The following is a 15,887-nucleotide window of genomic DNA, read 5'->3' as shown; positions in this document are numbered from 1 at the left end:
GAAGCTAAGCCTCACAGCGCCGATGGTACTGCAGGGGGGACCCTGTGGGAGAGTAGGACGCCGCCGAACAATCATTCAGAAGAACCCCCATCCGGTTTCCGGATGGGGGTTCTTCGCGTTTGCCGCCGATTTCGCCGATCCGCGCCCTCACCGAGGGCCGGAGGCTACTCGGCCGGGCGGCGGCCCCAGGCCGAGATCAGGGGTGCGAGTGTCAGGTCGAGTTCGCCCGCGTCGATGGCGGCCAGGTGCGCGTCGAGCTCGGCGTCGTCGGCCAGGCCGGCCGCGAGGAGTTCGCCGCGTACGTGCCGGATGGTCGCGGCCTCCAGCCGGTCGCAGGCCGGCCCGCCGACCGGGAAGGAGCCCGCCGCGGCGACGTCCACCAGGCCGGCCTCGCGCAGTGCCCGCGGCAGTGTCCGGCCGTAGCGCAGGTCGGCGCCGCGGCGCCTGAGCAGTTCCCGGACCGCGTCGCGCAGGCGGTTGGCCCGTCGCTGGGCGGGGCCGCTGTCGTCCAGGCAGGCCAGTGGCTGCAGAGCGGTGTCGGCGTCCTCGACCAGCAGCCAGCCACCGGGCCGTAGCGCTGCTGCCATCGTGGTCAACGCGCGGGCCCGGTCGGGTACATGGACGAGTACGAGCCGGGCGTGCACCAGGTCGAAGGTCCCCGGCTCGGGGGGCGGGTCAGCGGCGACGTCGTGCCGGCGCACCTCGTAGCCGTCGCCTGTCTTCAGCCATGACGGGTCGAGGTCCGTGGCCAGTACGTGCCCGGTCGGACCGACGGCTGCCGCGAGTGCCTCCGGGATGCCGGGGCCACCGGCTCCGACCTCCCAGCAGCGCGAGCCGGGCCCGACGCCCAGGCGGTCGAAGTGTCCGCGCGTCACGCCGTCGAAGAGCTCGGCCAGCCAGACGAACCGCTCGCCCGCCTCGGCGCGCGCGTTGTCCAGCAGGTACCCGCGGGCGGGAGCGGGCTCCCCGCCGAGCGCGGTGGGCTCGTCTTTCGGATCGGGTCGGCCACCGGCGTGCGGCGGGCGGGGCGAGGAAGTCATGACCACATGGTCGACCTTCTCGGGCCCGCGGCGCCATGCCCGACGGGAGAGGGATGTCCCACTCGGTCACACGCCGGGGATCAACTCTCCGCGTCGGTGGTGCCGGTGGACGACAGGTCGACCTGCCAGGTGAAGGACCCGGCCGGGACGGCGGCGATGGGGGACGGCTGGTCGGGGTGCTCGGGGTCGAACTCCGACTCCAGGGTGTGGGTGACCTCGGGGCTGGTCCAGGCGGGCATGGTGCGGTTCCAGGGGCCGGTCGCGTGGGCGACCTTCCAGCGGAACGAGACCTGGTAGGACCTCAGCCAGTACCCGGGGGTCATCCGCGCCGAGGTGGAGAAGCCGGGGTTGTCGTTGAACTCGATGACGTTCTGGGCGCTGTTGATGACCGCGTTGTTGTACGGCGGGCGGTAGGGGCCGTCCTGCATCCAGGGGCGGTTGGACGGGGTCGCGGGGAAGTCCGTCCCCGACCGCACGATCTGGACGTTGGAGTCGGTGACCTCCTGCCAGAAGTGGTAGTTGGTGGCGACCTGCTGCGGGGCGCCGGGCGGGTTGCGCAGCCGTGCCACCTGCTGGAAGCCGATGCTCTGGGTGTCGTCCAGCCGTTGGGCGGCCGGTCCCTCGTACTCCGAGGTGAACTCCAGGACGGGCCGGTTGAGGTCGAGGTTCGCGGCGCGGGCCTTGCCGCGGGTGGTTCGGCCCGAGGGCGCGGGGAGGTCGGCGGCCTCGGCCTTGCGTTTGGGAGGCATCCGCTGCACCGCTCCTTCCGCCCGGGACGCCCCGGGGGAGTGGCCGGGCCCGGGCTCCGCCTCCTGGCGGACGAGCGGGGCCGACAGGGCTCGGACGGCGTTGGCCTCGGCCTCGCGTTCGTAGCGGTCGGACGGGTCGGACACGCGTAGGCCGTCGCCGCGATCGGTGCCCGCGACCGGGCCGCTGCGTTGCTGGATGACGTGGGTGAGCTCGTGCGCCAGGGTGTGCCGGTCGCCGCCGCCGGCTCCGAGCACCACGTGGTTGCCCGAGGTGTAGGCGCGGGCGCCGACCTCGGCCGCGGACGCGCGGGCCGTGCTGCCGGTGTGCAGCCGTACGTCGGAGAAGTCGGCGCCGAGGCGGGACTCCATGTCGCGGCGGGTGGTGGCGTCCAGGGGCTGTCCGGCGGTGCGCAGCACCTGGTGCACCAGGGAGCGCTGGAGCGGCAGTTCCTCCCCGTTGAGCGGCCCGGCGCCGCCGGCCCCGGGCCGGGCGCGCTGGACCAGGCGGGTCACCGCGGCGTTGCCGATGGACCGTTGCAGGGCGAGGGCGGTGCCGGACCGCGGGCCTGGGCGTACTGCGCGGGTGGCGGCGGCGGGGGCGGTGGCCGGTTCGGTCCGCCGGTCCGGCTGGTGGCTGCGCACGCGGTCGGCTTCCTTCCTCCTTGTGGCGATTTGGTGCGTATACGGCCCCGCGGGTGCCTTTGGTGCGGGAACAGCACAAAGCTACTGCTGTACTGAGGGGGCGTCAGGAGCGCACCGGGGCAGACATCGGCGTCTGCGGGGGCGGTCCGGTTGCCCCCGGAGGGCCTGTCGGGCTTCCCCGGGAGGGCAGGTGGGCGCTGTGGGAGCGGTTCGGGCGGGTTGCCGGTGGGTGCGCGGACAAGCCACGGTTACCGGCGGGTAGTTGACAGGTCGCGAGGCGCGGGAGGAGATACGGATGGGGGGAGGTCGGGGAGACGGAGGGGAAGAGGCCCGTGCGCACCGGTTCAGTTCCCCTGCCTGATCTCGCTCACCGTCCCGCTGATGTTGAGGAGTTCGTGGCAGGTGTCCGCCTGCTTGCCCGAGGCCGGAGTGCCCGGTGACTCGCAGGTCACGGTCGCCGTCACTGCCTGGTCCTCGGGGACCTGGATGGGAGTCACCCAGTGGTAGTCCTGGTTGCGGAAGGTCTCCAAGGCGATGGTGGTGATCGTCTGCTGGCCGGCCGTGATGGTCAACAACCCCTGGTCGCCCTGGAAGTTGGCGGCCACGATGTCCGTGATGTCGAACACCTTGCCGTGCGGCACCTGGTAACTGCCGGTGGACGAGGAGCTGTTCGCGGTCTTCACGTCGATGGTGGCGGAGCTCTGCCGTCCGGTTCCCGGCTCCGCCAGGCCCGGACCGACGGCGCGCCCGCCGGTGCTGGGCTGCCCGGCAGCGGGCTTGCCCTGGCCGCCGGGGTTGCCGCCGGAAGGCGCCGTGGGTGCACCGCCCGGTGCGACGGCGCCCGGAGCCGGGGTGGCGCTCTGCTGGGCGACGGCCTGCTCGGCGGCCTGCTTGGCGGAGCTGCGCACCGCCGGGCGGACCAGGGCGAACCAGGCCAGCAGCAGCGCGAGCAGCGCGGCCAGGAGGGCGAGCAGCCATTTCGGGAAGATCGGCAGCTGGATGAACTCGCCTTCGAGCAGAGCGCGTTGAGCGGGCGTGGGGGATTCGGTGGAGGCGGGCGCGCCCTCGCTGTCCGAACCCTTGCCGTCCCTGCTGTCCCTGCTGTCCCTGCTGTCCCTGCCGTCCCGGGCACCCTTGGCATCCGGGGCGCCCGTACTCCCGGCGGCGGCCGCCCCGCCGTCGGCGCCCCTGCCGTTGGCCCCCTGGTCCGGGCCCACCGTGACCTCGAACGGCCAGGAGGCCGGTTTGCCGAACCAGATCAGCTTGCGGGCCCGCGCCTGCAGCCGCAGCTCGCCGGACTCGCCGGGTTCGAGGCGCAGCCGTTCCGGGGTCGCCCGGAACCGCAGCTCCTCGCCCGCCTGCCCGGGCGTGAGGGCCACGGTGCCCGGGGTGTTGCCGAGGTTGCGTACGGAGGTGCGGTAGCGGCCGCGCAGCCAGCCGCGGCGGCGCCGGGGCGCGAGGGCGGCCTGCAACTCGTGGAACGGCGTGACGGTGACGGTGGTCTCCGGAACCGTCACCAGCTCGGGGCGCTCGGTCGGCAGCACCCGGATGCCGAGCGGGAACTCGCCGGCCCGGGCGGCGGACGAACGCGGTGGAGCGACGCGCACCGTCACCGTCTCGGACGTCCCCGGGTAGAGCGAGACCCGGGCCGGCTCGACCGTCGTCCACGCGGCGCAGTCGCCGACCACCTCCAGCGTGTACGCCTCCACGATGTCGAGGTCGTTGCGCACCGTCAGCGTCGTGGTGGCCACGCCACCGGGCGCCACCGTCAGCGCGGGCAGGCCGAGTTCGGCGGATGTGGTCATGGCGTGACGGTAGGGCCGGCGGACCGTCCGCGGAGAGGTCCGTACGGGCAAGCCATGGGCACACCCCTTGCCCGTACGGACCGACCGAACCTGGCCCGGCACCGCCGCAGGTCCACTGGAGAATGGAGAGCTCGATGACGTCGACCGAAGCAACTCGATGCGAGGCAGCCACCACCCACCGGCCCCCGGTGGCACCACGGTCCGGCAGTGCCCGCCCTGCCGCCCCGCGCATCCCGGTCCAGACACGCAGGCCGGGCCGGATACCCGTGGCGGTGTACGCCGAGGACCTCATCCTGCAGACCGGCGTGGTCCAACAGCTGCGCCAGCGGCCCGAGGTGGAGCTGCTGAACGAGAACGAGGCGGGCCGGGCGGAGGTCTCCCTGCTGGTCGTCGACGCCCTGACCGAGGCGGTGGCCGAGCACCTGCGCCGGCTGCGGCTCGCCACCTCCGGCCGGATCGGACTGGTGGTCGGGCAGTTCGAGGCCGGCGGGCTGCAGACGATCGTCGAATGCGGGGTCGCCGCCGTGCTGCGCCGCTCGGAGGCGGACCAGGACCGGCTGGTGCACCTGATCACCGCCCTGGCCAACGGCGAGGGCGTGATGCCGGGGGACCTGCTCGGTGAGCTGCTCGACCGGATCGGGATGCTCCAGCGCACCATGCTCGACGGGCGCGGCCTGACCCTGTCGACCCTGACCGCCCGGGAGGCGGAGATGCTGCGGCTGGTCGCCGAGGGCTTCGACACCAGCGAGATCGCGGCCAAGACCTCGTACTCGGAACGGACCGTCAAGAACGTGCTGCACGAGATCATCACGCGGCTGGGGCTGCGCAACCGGGCGCACGCCGTGGGGTACGCCATGCGGCGCGGGCTGATCTGAGGAACAGGGCCGCTCCGCCCGTGCCGCGCGGGAGCGTGGCGGTCTGCCCTTTGGGGCACCGGTCGTTACCCCCGGCTCGGGCGCCCGGGCCCTGTTCCCGGGCGCCCGAGCCGGTGAGACTGCCGGGGAGACCGCCCCTGCCACCCTGTGAGGTCGCGCGTGACCGCCGCCACCGGCACTCCCCGCTCCATCCGGCGGCCGGCCCGGGCCGCCGTCGCGGCGCTGCTCGCGCTGGCGGCTGCCGTGCTGACCCTGGGCTCCGCCCCCGGCGGACCGGGCGGTCCGGCCGGCGCCGCCGAGGACCCGGCCGGCGGGCGGATCGTCTACGCCGGTACCAATCACCGCGGCCTCGCCCGGGTGACCGGCCAGGACGCCAGCGCCCCGCTGTTCGGGCCCGGCCCGGTCCACTTCGACCAGGACCCCTCGGCGCGCGGCGACGAACTGGTCTTCACCAGCCTGCGGGACGGCCCGCTGCCCCAGGTGTACCTGCGCGACGCGACCGGTTCGCTGCGCCGCCTCACCACCGGCATGGACACCTCGCACCCCGCGCTCGCCCCGGACGGCAAGGGCGTCGTCTTCGAGGCCCTGGAGCCACGGAAGGACGGCACCTCCCAGCACGTCCTGTGGGCCGTCGAGCGGAACGGCACCGGGCTTCGCCGGCTCACCGACGGCACCGTCGACGAGACCCACCCGACCGTCTCGCCCGACGGCCGGTGGGTCGCCTACGCCTGCGCCGGCGAGCCGGGGCACGTCCAGATCTACCTGCGGCCGTTCACCGGCGGCGCGCCCGTCAAGGTCACCAACGTGACCAGTGGGGACGCCGTCGACCCGACCTGGAACCCGCTCAACGACGACGCCCACCGCAACCAGATCGTCTACACCTGGGACCAGGGCGACAAGGGCCGCACCCTGATCCTCACCTCGCCGACCGGCGGCGACAAGGCCTTCTTCCCCGGCACCGGCTCCACCTGGAAGACCGGGTCCGCCTCCTGGCTGGCCGACGGCAGCGGTGTCCTGTTCCTCAGCGCCGACCGGCTCGCCCCCAGGACGCAGCCCCAGCCCCAGCCGGCCGACCCGCCGCCGCCACCGGTGGTGAACCTCTACCGCGCGCCGACCTGCGACTGCACCGACCCCCAACTCCTCTACAGCGCCAACCGGTTGATCGCCACGCCGACCTGGCTCGGACCGCCGAACGGCGGCGGGCCGGTGGTCGAGCAGACCAGCGCCTCCGCCGCCGACGTCGCCGACGTCCAGGACGTCCGGCCCGACGGCGCCGACCCGCGCGACCTGGGCATCAGCGTGCTCACGGAGGACCCGGCCGCCGACACCAACACCAACCCCGACCCGGCCGCCGACCCGCTCTTCCACCCCCGCCCCGGCTACGACCCCTGGTACGAACGCCAGACCTACACCCCCGACGGGCGGCAGATCGTGGTCACCCGCTACGAGGACTCGCCCGCCGGGCGGATCCAACGGATCTGGCTGGCCGACGCCGACGGCGCCGACCCGCACCCGATGAACCTCGCCGGGCGCGGCCCGACCGACCGGGACACCGATCCCTCCCTCTCCCCGGACGGCAGGCTGATCGTGTTCAGCCGCAGCACCCCGGGCGGCAGCGGCCAGGCCCCGGCCCGTCCCGGCCGGCTCGTGATCGCCCAGGTGGCCACGGGCGCGATCGTCGGCACCGTCCAGCCCCCGGCCGACCAGCAGTGGGCCGCGGACGACGAGCCCTACTGGTCCCCCGACGGCAAGCTCATCGCCTTCTCCCGGACCGCCGTGGTCAACGGCAACCCCGGCAACAGGCACATCTGGACCGTGCGCGCCGACGACCTCACCCGGCAGGACGACCTCAGCCGCACGGCCTGCCCGGGCAGCTGCAACGTCATCGACGACAGCCCCGCATTCTCGCCCGACGGCCGTCGGATCGCCTTCAACCGCAAGGCCGGTGACGGCGGGAACAACCGGCAGGACGGCGTCGTGGTCACCACCCCGACCGGCCGGGACTGCACGGTGATCCTGCCCGCCGGGCTCGGCGACGGCGCCTGCACCCGGCCGCTGCCCGACCGCTCCACCGGCCCCTTCCAACCCCGTGACGTCGCCTGGACCGCCGACGGCGGGCAACTCGTGCTGACCTCCCGGCGCGCCGCGCCGCCGAGCGCACCCGAGGGGCTCAAGATCTACGACTTCGCGACCGCCGAACTCACCGCGCTCGACTGGCGCTTGCCGGGGCGCCAGAAGGAGCCGGCCGTCCAGCGGTCCGTCCACCTGGCGCTCAGCGCGCCGCCCCGCACCCCGGCCGTCCCCGTCGACGGCGGCATCGACGTGACGATCACCGTCACCAACAAGGGCCCCGCACCCTCACCCGGCACCGTCCTCACGGCCTCGGTGCCGACCGGTGCCCGGCTCGGCGAGCTGACCAGCCCGGTCGGGCAGTGCGACGCGGCGGCCCTGCGCTGCGAGCTCGGCACCCTGGCGCCCGGGGCGCAGATCCGGGTCACCGGCCGGCTCATCGGCACCCGGGCGGGCGACCAGCCCTTCGGCTGGAGCGTCACCGGGGCGGTGGTCGACCCCAACCCGGAGAACGGGTCCGCCGAGACGATCCTGCCGGTCGTGGAGGCGCCCTCGCCGACCCCGACCCCGACCCCGACGCCCACGCCCACGCCTTCACCGACCGCCTCGCCGAGCCCGACACCCACCCCGACCACCTCGCCCACCCCGACCACCTCGCCCACCCCCGTGCCGCCGCCCCCGGCGCCCGCCCCCGCACCGCCGCCGCAGGCCGGCCCCGGCGTGGCGGTCGACGCCCAGCCCAACCCCGGCTACGTCGGCGGCCACGTGACCGTCAGCTACACCGTGCGCAACACCGGCCAGGCCCTGGCGACCGGGCTGCGGCTGACCCTCGGCCTGCCCGCCGGAGTACCCACCGAGGCGCTGCCCCCGGGCTGCCGGAGCGGGAGCTGCCAACTCGCCGACCTCGCCCCCGGACGCAGCCAGGTGGTCCGGGTGGTGCTCTCACCCGTGGCCGCCCTGGACACCACGATCACCGCGGAGCTCACCACCACCGGCACCGACGCCACCCCGGGCCCGCACCGGGCCGGCACGCCGCTGCGCATCCTCCAGCCCCGCATCGTGGCCGTCCCGCCGATCGGCAAGCCCGGCTTCGTGACCTCCGTCCGCGGCACGGACTTCCCACCCGGCGCGCCCGTCCGCTTCACCTGGCAACCCGGCATCACCGCAGCCGCGGCCCCCACGTACCCGAAGCCGGACGGGACCTTCGCGGGCCAGCTGCTGATCCTCCCCAAGGACGAGACCGGCCCCCGGACCATCACCGCCGCCGGCCCGGGCTTCTCCCCGGTGACCACCCCGTTCCTGGTGGTGGAGGGCAGCATCGGCCCGCCGGGGGAGGTGGAGCGCCGGTGATCCATGAGGTGGACGAGGCGTTGCGGTCGTTGCTGGACGAGGCCGGGTTGCCGGAGCGCGGGGTCGAGGTGGTGTTCGATGCGCCGACCCGGGATCTCGCGGCTCGGCGGACCGCGCCGACGGTCAGCGTGTTCCTGTACGGGATCCGCGAGGAGACGACCCGCAGGCAGGCCGGGGCCGTCGCCGAGTACGACGACGACGGGGTGGTGGTCGGTCACCGACCCGCGCCCCGCTGGTTCGAGCTGGGCTACCTGGTGACCGTCTGGACCAACCGGCCGCAGGACGAACACCGGCTGCTGGCCGAGGTGTTGCAGTGCCTGACCGCCGTGGACGCGCTGCCCGCCCGGCTGCTCACCGGGTCGCTCGCCGGGCTCGGGCTGACCGTCGGGCTGGACATCGCCGGGCGCGACACCGGTCTGCCGTCGGTGTCCGACGTCTGGTCCGGGCTGGGCGGGGAGCTGCGGCCCTCGATCGACCTCAGGGTCCTCGCCCCGCTGGCCGGCGGGCTCGACCCCGCCGGGCCGCCCGTCACCGAGGGCCTGGTGGTGCGGGCCCGGGACACCACCCGGGAGAGCGAGTCGGGAGGCCGCCGGCTGCGCTACCGCGGCGCCGGGGACCCGGGGGCCGACGGCTTCGCCGCCCCCCGGGAGCGCGCGCTGCCACCCGGCCGTAGGACGAGGGGCGGAGCGCGGTGAGCCTCGACCTCGGACCGGCCGTCAACGGCGCGCCGCCCGCCCGCGACCACCTGTGGGAGCGGCTGCACCGGGTCGAGCAGCGGGTCCGGGCGGCGGTACGCGAACGCCGGGCCGACGACCCGGACCCGGACGACCCGTACCGCGGCCAGTACCTCGGCCCGGAGGCGGTGGAGCGCATCCTGGCGTCCTGGGCCGCCACGGGCTTCGCCGGTACGGCTCACGGCGCCGCGAACGGCGGCGCGGACGGCAGCGCGAACGCTGCTGCGAACGGTGCTGCGGACGGCCCGCCGCCCGCCGCCCCGCCGCCCGGCTCCCGACTGGCCCGGCTGGTCGCCGAGTTCGGCCTGCTCCCGGTGGACCTCGACCTGCTGCTGGTGGCCCTCGCCCCCGACCTCGACACCCGCTTCGAGCAGCTCTACGGCTATCTCAACGACGACCTGACCCGCCGCCGGGCCACCGTGGCCCTCGCCCTCGAACTGTGCGGGCTGCCGGGGGCGGGCGCCGGCCGCTTCCGGTTCTCCGCCCGTGCCCCGCTGGTCGCCGGGGGCCTGGTGGAGGTCACCGAGCCGGAGCGCCCGCTGCTCTCCCGCACCCTGCGCGTGCCGGACCGGGTGACGGCCCACCTCCTCGGCGACGACGAACCGGACGACGCGCTCGCCGGGCTGGCCCAGCGCGCCGATCCGTGCCTCGGGGCCGCCCCGGAGCCCGTCGACGACCTGGCCGCAGCGGTGGCCGCGGCCGTGGCGGCCGGCGGGCCGGTGTACCTGCTGGACCGTGGCGGGCAGGCGGGCCCGTCGGCGGTGGCCGCCCTGGCGTCCGGGGGCCGGCCGCCCCTGGTCGTCGACGCCGCCGCGCTGGCCGCCGTCCACCCGTCGACGGCCACCGTGCGGGTGCTCGCCCGCGAGGCCCGGTTGGGCGGGGGCGGTGTGGTGCTCGGTCCGCTGGACCGGCTCGAACCCGAACGGCCCGAGCGGGCGGCCCTGTTGCGGGACCTGTGCGCGCGGCTGGGGCCCGTCCCGCTGGTCGTGCACGGCCCGCAGGTGTGGGACCCGGCCTGGACCCGGGAGAGTCCCGTGGTGCTGACCGTCCCGCCGCCGGACGCGCGCGACCGGGCCGGGCAGTGGGCCCGCGCGCTGGCCGCCGGCGGGGCGCCGCCGGGCCGGGAGCTGACGGAGGGCCTGGCAGCGGGCCCGGCAGGAGATCAGGCAGCGGGCCTGTCCGAGGAGCTGGCCGAGGCGGTGGCCGCCTACCGGCTGGACCGGGAGAAGCTGGAGCGGGCCGCCGCCGTGGCGGCCAGGACGGCGGCCGCCGAGCGCCGCCCGGTGCGCGCCGAGGACCTGCGGGCCGCCGTCCGGGCGCAGAACGCCGCGGGTCTGGCCCGGCTGGCCCGCCGGATCGAGCCCGCGGTTGGCTGGGCCGACCTGGTGCTGCCCGGTCCCACCGCCGGCCGGCTGCGCGAACTGGTGCTGCGGGCCCGGCACCGCGACCGGGTGCTCGGGCAGTGGCGGATGCGGCCCGGCGGCGGCCGGGGCAACGGGGTGATCGCCCTGTTCGCGGGCGAGTCCGGCACCGGGAAGACGATGTCGGCCGAGGTGGTCGCGGCGGAGCTCGGCATGGAGCTGTACGTCGTCGACCTCTCCACCGTGGTGGACAAGTACATCGGCGAGACAGAGAAGAACCTGGACCGCGTCTTCACGGAGGCCGCGCAGGTCAACGCCGTCCTCCTGTTCGACGAGGCGGACGCGCTGTTCGGCAAGCGCTCGCAGGTCAAGGACGCCCACGACCGCCACGCCAACGTGGAGACGGCCTACCTGCTCCAGCGGATGGAGTCCTTCGACGGGATCGCGGTGCTGACCACCAACCTGCGGGCCAATCTCGACGAGGCGTTCACCCGGCGCCTGGACGTCATCGCCGAGTTCCCGCTGCCCGACCAGGCGCAGCGGCGCCTGCTGTGGGACCGCTGCCTGGGGCCGCGGCTTCCTCGCGGCGACGACCTCGACCTGGACTTCTGCGCCCGGCACTTCGAGCTCACCGGCGGCTCCATCCGGGCCTGCGCCGTCTCCGCGGCCTACCTGGCCGCCGGTACGGGCAGCCCGCTGGGCATGGCGCAGTTGGTCGCCGCCGTGGTCGGGGAGTACCGCAAGCTCGGGCGGCTGGTCCTGGAGAGCGAGTTCGGGCCCTGGCTGGGCGTCCTCGGGGACACCGGGCTCGGCTGACACCCCGCGGACGGTCGCGTCCGGGACGGCGGAGCTCTCCGGGACGGCGGTGCCCTCCGGGGCGGCCCGCGCGGACCCGTCGGGCTGTCCGCCGGGGGCAGCCGGTCCTGCCCCCGGTCCGGGACCCCGGGACATGGTCCGGCCGGCGCCCGGACCGCAGACTCGGGGGCGAGTGATCAGTAAGCGATCAGTCAGCGATCAGCGAACGACCGGCGAAATGACTGGCCAGCCGAAGGAGCGCGTATGCCGTCGTACCTCACCCCGGGTGTGTACGTGGAGGAGGTCCAGTCCGGTGCCCGGCCGATCGAGGGGGTCGGCACCGCCGTCGCCGCCTTCGTCGGCTTCGCCGGATCCGGTCCCTTCCACGAGCCCACGCTGGTGACCAACTGGGACCAGTACGTTCAGCGGTTCGGCGGGTTCACCGAAGGCACCTACCTGGCGCACGCGGTCTACGGCTTCTTCGCCAACGGCGGCGGCTCCGCCTACGTCGTCCGGGTCGGCGACCCGGACCGGCGGGCCGCCGGCGCCGCCCCGGCACCCGCCGCCGTCGCGGCCCCGCCGGTCGCCGTCGCGGGCTTCCTGTTCTCGGCGCTGCCCGGCGCCGGCGGCGAGGTGTCCGTCGAGATCGCCGACGCGGAGGGCGAGAACGTCCCCGAGGACCGCTTCCGGGTGCTGGTGCGCCGCGGCGCCGAGGTCGTGGAGACCTATGACGTCTCGACCCGGAAGAACACCAAGGGGTACGTCGTCACCCAGCTGCGCGAGTCCAAGCTGGTCGCGGTCGCCGAACAGCCCGGCACCGCGCCGAGCCGCCCCGAGCGGCAGACCCACGCGCTCGCCGCCGCCCCCGCCGTGGCGCCGGGGCCGGTCGCGGCCCCCGCCTCCCGGCTCGACCCCGCCGAGTACGTCGGCGACGCCGCCGCCCGGACCGGCTTCTCCGGCCTGGAGGCGATCGACGAGATCACCATGGTCGCGGTGCCCGACCTGATGAGCGCCTACCAGCGCGGCGACCTCGACGACGAGGGACTGCGCACCGTCCAGCTGGCCGTCATGTCGCACTGCGAGCAGATGGGCGACCGGATCGCCGTCCTCGACCCGCCGCCCGGTCTGAACGCCCAGCGGATGCGCACCTGGCGCAACGAGGAGGCGGGCTTCGACTCCCGCTACGCCGCCCTCTACTACCCGTGGATCAAGGTCTTCGACCCGGCCAGCGGCCGCAACGTGCTGGTCCCGCCGAGCGGGCACGTGGCCGGGGTGTGGGCGCGCAGCGACTCCGAACGCGGCGTGCACAAGGCGCCCGCCAACGAGGTCATCCGCGGCGCGGTGGACCTGGAACTGCGGCTCAGCAAGGGCGAACAGGACCTGCTGAACCCGATCGGCGTCAACTGCGTACGGGCGTTCCCCGGGCGCGGCATCCGGATCTGGGGCGCGCGCACCCTCTCCTCCGACCCCGCCTGGCGCTACCTGAACGTGCGCCGACTCTTCAACTACCTGGAGGAATCGATCCTCCTGGGGACCCAGTGGGTGGTCTTCGAACCCAACGACGACCGGCTGTGGTCCAGCATCCGCCGGAACATCACCGCCTTCCTCACCGAGGAGTGGCGGCGCGGGGCGCTGTTCGGCCAGACCGCGGCCGAGGCCTTCTACGTCAAGTGCGACCGCGACAACAACCCGCCGGAGTCGATCGACCTCGGCCAGGTGATCTGCGAGATCGGTGTCGCCCCGGTGAAGCCGGCCGAGTTCGTGGTGTTCCGGCTGGCCCAGTTCTCCGACAGCACGAGCCTCGTCAACGAGTGACCCGGCCCCGTCGTCCTGTCGGCACCCAACGCATCGGAAGGTGACAACACGCCATGGCTGAAGGCGATCCGCTCTCCACACACATATTCGGCGTCCAACTCGGCGGCTACAACGTCGAGTCCGTCAAGGAGATCAGCAACCTGACGGTCGAACAGGACGTCGTCGAGTACAAGCAGGTGACCCAAGAGGGCAAGCTGATCGTCCGCAAGCAGCCCGGCGCCCGGCTGCCCGGCGAGGTGACCATCACCCGCGGCCTGGACAAGAGCGGCGCGTTCACGGACTGGATCAAGGAGACCCTCAACAACGGGGCGATCAACACCGCCCGGCAGAACCTCACCATCGAGGTCAAGGACACCACCGGCGCCACCCTGCGACGCATCCAGCTGACCAACGCCTGGGCGAGCCGCTGGGAGGGCCCCACGCTCAGCGCGGGCGAGTCCAGCGCGGCGACCGAGACCGTGACCATCGTGTTCGAGGAGATCAGCGTCGAATGAGGCGGAAGATCGGCCTGGACGAGCTGCTGGAACGGGCCCCCGCCCAGGGGCCGCTCCCGAGCGGCGCGGCAACGGGCGCGGGTACGGGCGCAGGGCCGGTCCCGGGCCAGCAGGGCGCCGCGCCGCAGGCCGGGCCGGCCACGCCCCGGGGGCGGGGGCCGCAGACCGAGTTCGAGTTCGAGCTGCCGCTCGGCTACGTCGACGACGAGGGCACCGTGCACCGCCACGGCGCGATGCGGCTGGCCACCGCCCGGGACGAGCTGATGCCGCAGATCGACCTGCGGGTCAAGGAGAACCCGGCCTACCTCAGCGTGGTGCTGCTCAGCCACGTCATCACCAGGCTGGGCGACGTCACCGACGTGCACGCCGGGATCGTCGAGCGGATGTACGCCACCGACGTCGCCTTCCTCCAGGACCTCTACCAGCGGATCAACAGCGAAGGCCACACGCGCGCCGCGGTGACCTGCCCGCACTGCGACGGCGCCTTCGAGGTCGACCTCGCCGGTGGGCGCCTGGGGGAATCGTGACGTACGCGCCTGCTCGGCTGTACGAGGAGATCGCGTACATCGCCTACCACTTCCACTGGCCGCGCGAGGACCTCCTCGACCTGACCCACCGCGAGCGCGGGCAGTGGGTGCGCGAGATCGCGCGCATCAACTCCAGGGTCAACGAGGGTGGGTGAGCGGGGTGGGGGTGCGGGACTGGATCGCGCGGCGGCGTCGGGCTGACGGTGCTGTCGCGCCGCCCGGCGGAGCCGCGTCCGGCGCTCCTGCGTCCGGCGGTCGCGCATCCGGCGGTCGCGCGCCCGGCGGTCCCGTGTCGGAAGGCGGGACCGCCGGTACGGGCGAGACCGTGCCTGGGGCGGCCCGGCAGCAACGCCCGGCGGCCGGGGACGGCGGATGGCGCGCGGTGACGCCGCTCGTCCCGACCCTGGCCGGGGCGGGGCACGGGGTCAGCGACGGCCTCAAGTTCCGCTCCCGGCTGGCCTCCTGGCAGGACCCCTCGCTGTGCGGGCCGCTCGGCCACGCCGTTCTGCCGACCGCACCGGTCGGCATCCTGCGGGCGGTGGTGGCGCCGGGTGGCCCGGCGACGGTCGCCGGGGGCGGGGACGAACTCGTCCTGCCGGCCGGCACGGGCGGCGGGGTGGACGAGGGCGAGGCGGCGGGCCACCCGGAAGGCGAGGGGGGACGGCGGCGGGTGCCGCCGGTCCAGCGGGCCGTCCGGGTACGACGGCTGCCCGTGCGGTCGGGGCCGCGTGCGGCAGGTACGCGTGCGGGTGCGGGTGCGGGTGCAGACAAGGGTGCAGGCGTACGGCGGGGCGGGGCGGAGGGCGGTGCGGCGACGCCTGGTGCCCCGGTCCAGAGCGAGGCGAAGCCTGATGCGATGACGCCTGCCGTGCCGGAGCCCGCTGTGCCCGAGGCCGGCCCTCGGAAGCCCGGCACTCAGGTGCCGGAGGGGATCGACAAGTCGCCGCGTCGGAGCGACACGGCGGACCGGGCTCAGGGCCGTTCCGTACGGCCGCGTCCCGTCAGTGGACCGCTGACCGTGGCGCGGCGGCCGCGCGCGTTGCCCGTGCGTCCGGTGGCGGCGGTCCCCGGGCCGCGCAGGGCGAACGAGATGGTCACCGAGCCGCCGCGCCAGGACGCCGAACCGGTGCTGCCGGCAGCTGTGACGGACGAACCGGTGCTCCCGGCAGCCGTGACGGACGAACCGGCCGAGCGGCCGAGCCCGTCGGTGAGCGGCGGGGTCGCCGCGCCCGCGCCGGCGCCCCTGACGGGCGGCTCGGTCGACGGGGTGGTCCAGCGCGCCGCCGCGAGGAGCGCCGAAGCACCTGCCCGTCCGGTCCTCGGCGCGCCCCTGACCGCGTTGCCCGCGAGCGCCGCACCCGTGGCTGCCGTCGGTTCCCAGGGCGCCGAACGCGACTCGGGTGCGCCGGCCATGCCCGTCATCCGTGCGGCGACGGAGTCCGCCGTCCCTGGGGCGAGCGGGCCCGACAGTTCACGGCAGCCGGGGGTCCGCCCCGAGCACGGAGGCGGCCTCCCTGTTCAGCGCACGTCGTCCGGGCGGCCCGCCGGTACTGCCCCGCGCACCCCGCCGTCGCCTGCCCCTGCCCGCACGCGCGGCGGCCTGGGCGCGCCGCTCGACGCCCTGCCGCCG

12 protein-coding genes and 1 rRNA gene are annotated in these 15,887 nt (G+C 75.0%); 9 read left to right on the top strand and 4 right to left on the bottom strand.

From position 1 onward, the window contains the following. Positions 1–69 (top strand): 5S ribosomal RNA (rrf, locus tag ACZ6Z8_RS38095); the annotation flags it as partial. Between the two features lie 95 nt (positions 70–164). Here rrf and ACZ6Z8_RS38090 read toward each other — a convergent pair. The 3 genes from ACZ6Z8_RS38090 to ACZ6Z8_RS38080 all read right to left on the bottom strand — a co-directional run bounded on the left by ACZ6Z8_RS38090 (position 165) and on the right by ACZ6Z8_RS38080 (position 4,236). Then, the gene (locus ACZ6Z8_RS38090) at positions 165–1,040 is read right to left on the bottom strand and encodes a methyltransferase domain-containing protein (protein WP_465614546.1); all 876 of its coding nucleotides are present in this window, start codon (positions 1,038–1,040) and stop codon (positions 165–167) included. Between the two features lie 80 nt (positions 1,041–1,120). After that, positions 1,121–2,431 (bottom strand): eCIS core domain-containing protein, encoded by a 1,311-nt coding sequence (locus ACZ6Z8_RS38085; RefSeq protein WP_465614545.1) that lies wholly within the window; start codon positions 2,429–2,431, stop codon positions 1,121–1,123. 344 nt (positions 2,432–2,775) lie between these two features. Next, positions 2,776–4,236, bottom strand: a complete 1,461-nt coding sequence (locus ACZ6Z8_RS38080) for a COG1470 family protein (protein ID WP_465614544.1) — start codon at positions 4,234–4,236, stop codon at positions 2,776–2,778. 134 nt (positions 4,237–4,370) lie between these two features. Between ACZ6Z8_RS38080 and ACZ6Z8_RS38075 the strand changes: the two genes are divergently transcribed. The 8 genes from ACZ6Z8_RS38075 to ACZ6Z8_RS38040 all read left to right on the top strand — a co-directional run bounded on the left by ACZ6Z8_RS38075 (position 4,371) and on the right by ACZ6Z8_RS38040 (position 14,412). After that, positions 4,371–5,111, top strand: coding sequence for a helix-turn-helix transcriptional regulator (locus tag ACZ6Z8_RS38075; RefSeq protein ID WP_465614543.1), 741 nt, complete (start codon positions 4,371–4,373; stop codon positions 5,109–5,111). A gap of 159 nt (positions 5,112–5,270) precedes the next feature. Beyond that, positions 5,271–8,531, top strand: a complete 3,261-nt coding sequence (locus tag ACZ6Z8_RS38070) for a hypothetical protein (protein WP_465614542.1) — start codon at positions 5,271–5,273, stop codon at positions 8,529–8,531. Further along, a complete protein-coding gene (locus ACZ6Z8_RS38065) occupies positions 8,528–9,226 on the top strand; it encodes a Pvc16 family protein (protein ID WP_465614541.1) in 699 nt (232 codons plus the stop codon). Before ACZ6Z8_RS38070 ends, ACZ6Z8_RS38065 begins: the two co-directional genes overlap by 4 nt. Continuing rightward, positions 9,223–11,442 (top strand): ATP-binding protein, encoded by a 2,220-nt coding sequence (locus ACZ6Z8_RS38060; protein WP_465614540.1) that lies wholly within the window; start codon positions 9,223–9,225, stop codon positions 11,440–11,442. The genes ACZ6Z8_RS38065 and ACZ6Z8_RS38060 overlap by 4 nt, the downstream gene beginning before the upstream one ends. Positions 11,443–11,685: 243 nt before the next feature. Next, a complete protein-coding gene (locus ACZ6Z8_RS38055) occupies positions 11,686–13,236 on the top strand; it encodes a phage tail sheath family protein (protein ID WP_465614539.1) in 1,551 nt (516 codons plus the stop codon). Between the two features lie 53 nt (positions 13,237–13,289). Beyond that, positions 13,290–13,730, top strand: coding sequence for a phage tail protein (locus ACZ6Z8_RS38050; RefSeq protein WP_030290301.1), 441 nt, complete (start codon positions 13,290–13,292; stop codon positions 13,728–13,730). Continuing rightward, positions 13,727–14,257: a hypothetical protein gene (locus tag ACZ6Z8_RS38045; protein ID WP_465614538.1), complete on the top strand. Its 531-nt coding sequence runs from the start codon at positions 13,727–13,729 to the stop codon at positions 14,255–14,257. The genes ACZ6Z8_RS38050 and ACZ6Z8_RS38045 overlap by 4 nt, the downstream gene beginning before the upstream one ends. Next, positions 14,254–14,412, top strand: coding sequence for a DUF6760 family protein (locus ACZ6Z8_RS38040; RefSeq protein ID WP_167344961.1), 159 nt, complete (start codon positions 14,254–14,256; stop codon positions 14,410–14,412). The genes ACZ6Z8_RS38045 and ACZ6Z8_RS38040 overlap by 4 nt, the downstream gene beginning before the upstream one ends. A gap of 817 nt (positions 14,413–15,229) precedes the next feature. On the opposite strand, the gene ACZ6Z8_RS38035 is transcribed toward ACZ6Z8_RS38040, so the two are convergent. Then, a complete protein-coding gene (locus ACZ6Z8_RS38035) occupies positions 15,230–15,670 on the bottom strand; it encodes a hypothetical protein (RefSeq protein WP_465614537.1) in 441 nt (146 codons plus the stop codon). Positions 15,671–15,887 lie beyond the last annotated feature (217 nt).

The organism is Kitasatospora sp. NPDC101108, from assembly GCF_055584725.1.
Note: the sequence above shows the minus strand (reverse complement) of the source record. Positions and strands in the feature narration are given on the sequence as shown.

What these genes read in the sequence shown, in the direction of transcription:
- ACZ6Z8_RS38045 (WP_465614538.1), top strand. Translation starts at nt 13,727, where the DNA reads ATGAGGCGGAAGATCGGCCTGGACGAGCTGCTGGAACGGGCCCCCGCC.
- ACZ6Z8_RS38050 (WP_030290301.1), top strand. Translation starts at nt 13,290, where the DNA reads ATGGCTGAAGGCGATCCGCTCTCCACACACATATTCGGCGTCCAACTC.
- ACZ6Z8_RS38055 (WP_465614539.1), top strand. Translation starts at nt 11,686, where the DNA reads ATGCCGTCGTACCTCACCCCGGGTGTGTACGTGGAGGAGGTCCAGTCC.
- ACZ6Z8_RS38035 (WP_465614537.1), bottom strand. Translation starts at nt 15,670, where the DNA reads ATGGCCGGCGCACCCGAGTCGCGTTCGGCGCCCTGGGAACCGACGGCA.
- ACZ6Z8_RS38080 (WP_465614544.1), bottom strand. Translation starts at nt 4,236, where the DNA reads ATGACCACATCCGCCGAACTCGGCCTGCCCGCGCTGACGGTGGCGCCC.
- ACZ6Z8_RS38090 (WP_465614546.1), bottom strand. Translation starts at nt 1,040, where the DNA reads ATGACTTCCTCGCCCCGCCCGCCGCACGCCGGTGGCCGACCCGATCCG.
- ACZ6Z8_RS38075 (WP_465614543.1), top strand. Translation starts at nt 4,371, where the DNA reads ATGACGTCGACCGAAGCAACTCGATGCGAGGCAGCCACCACCCACCGG.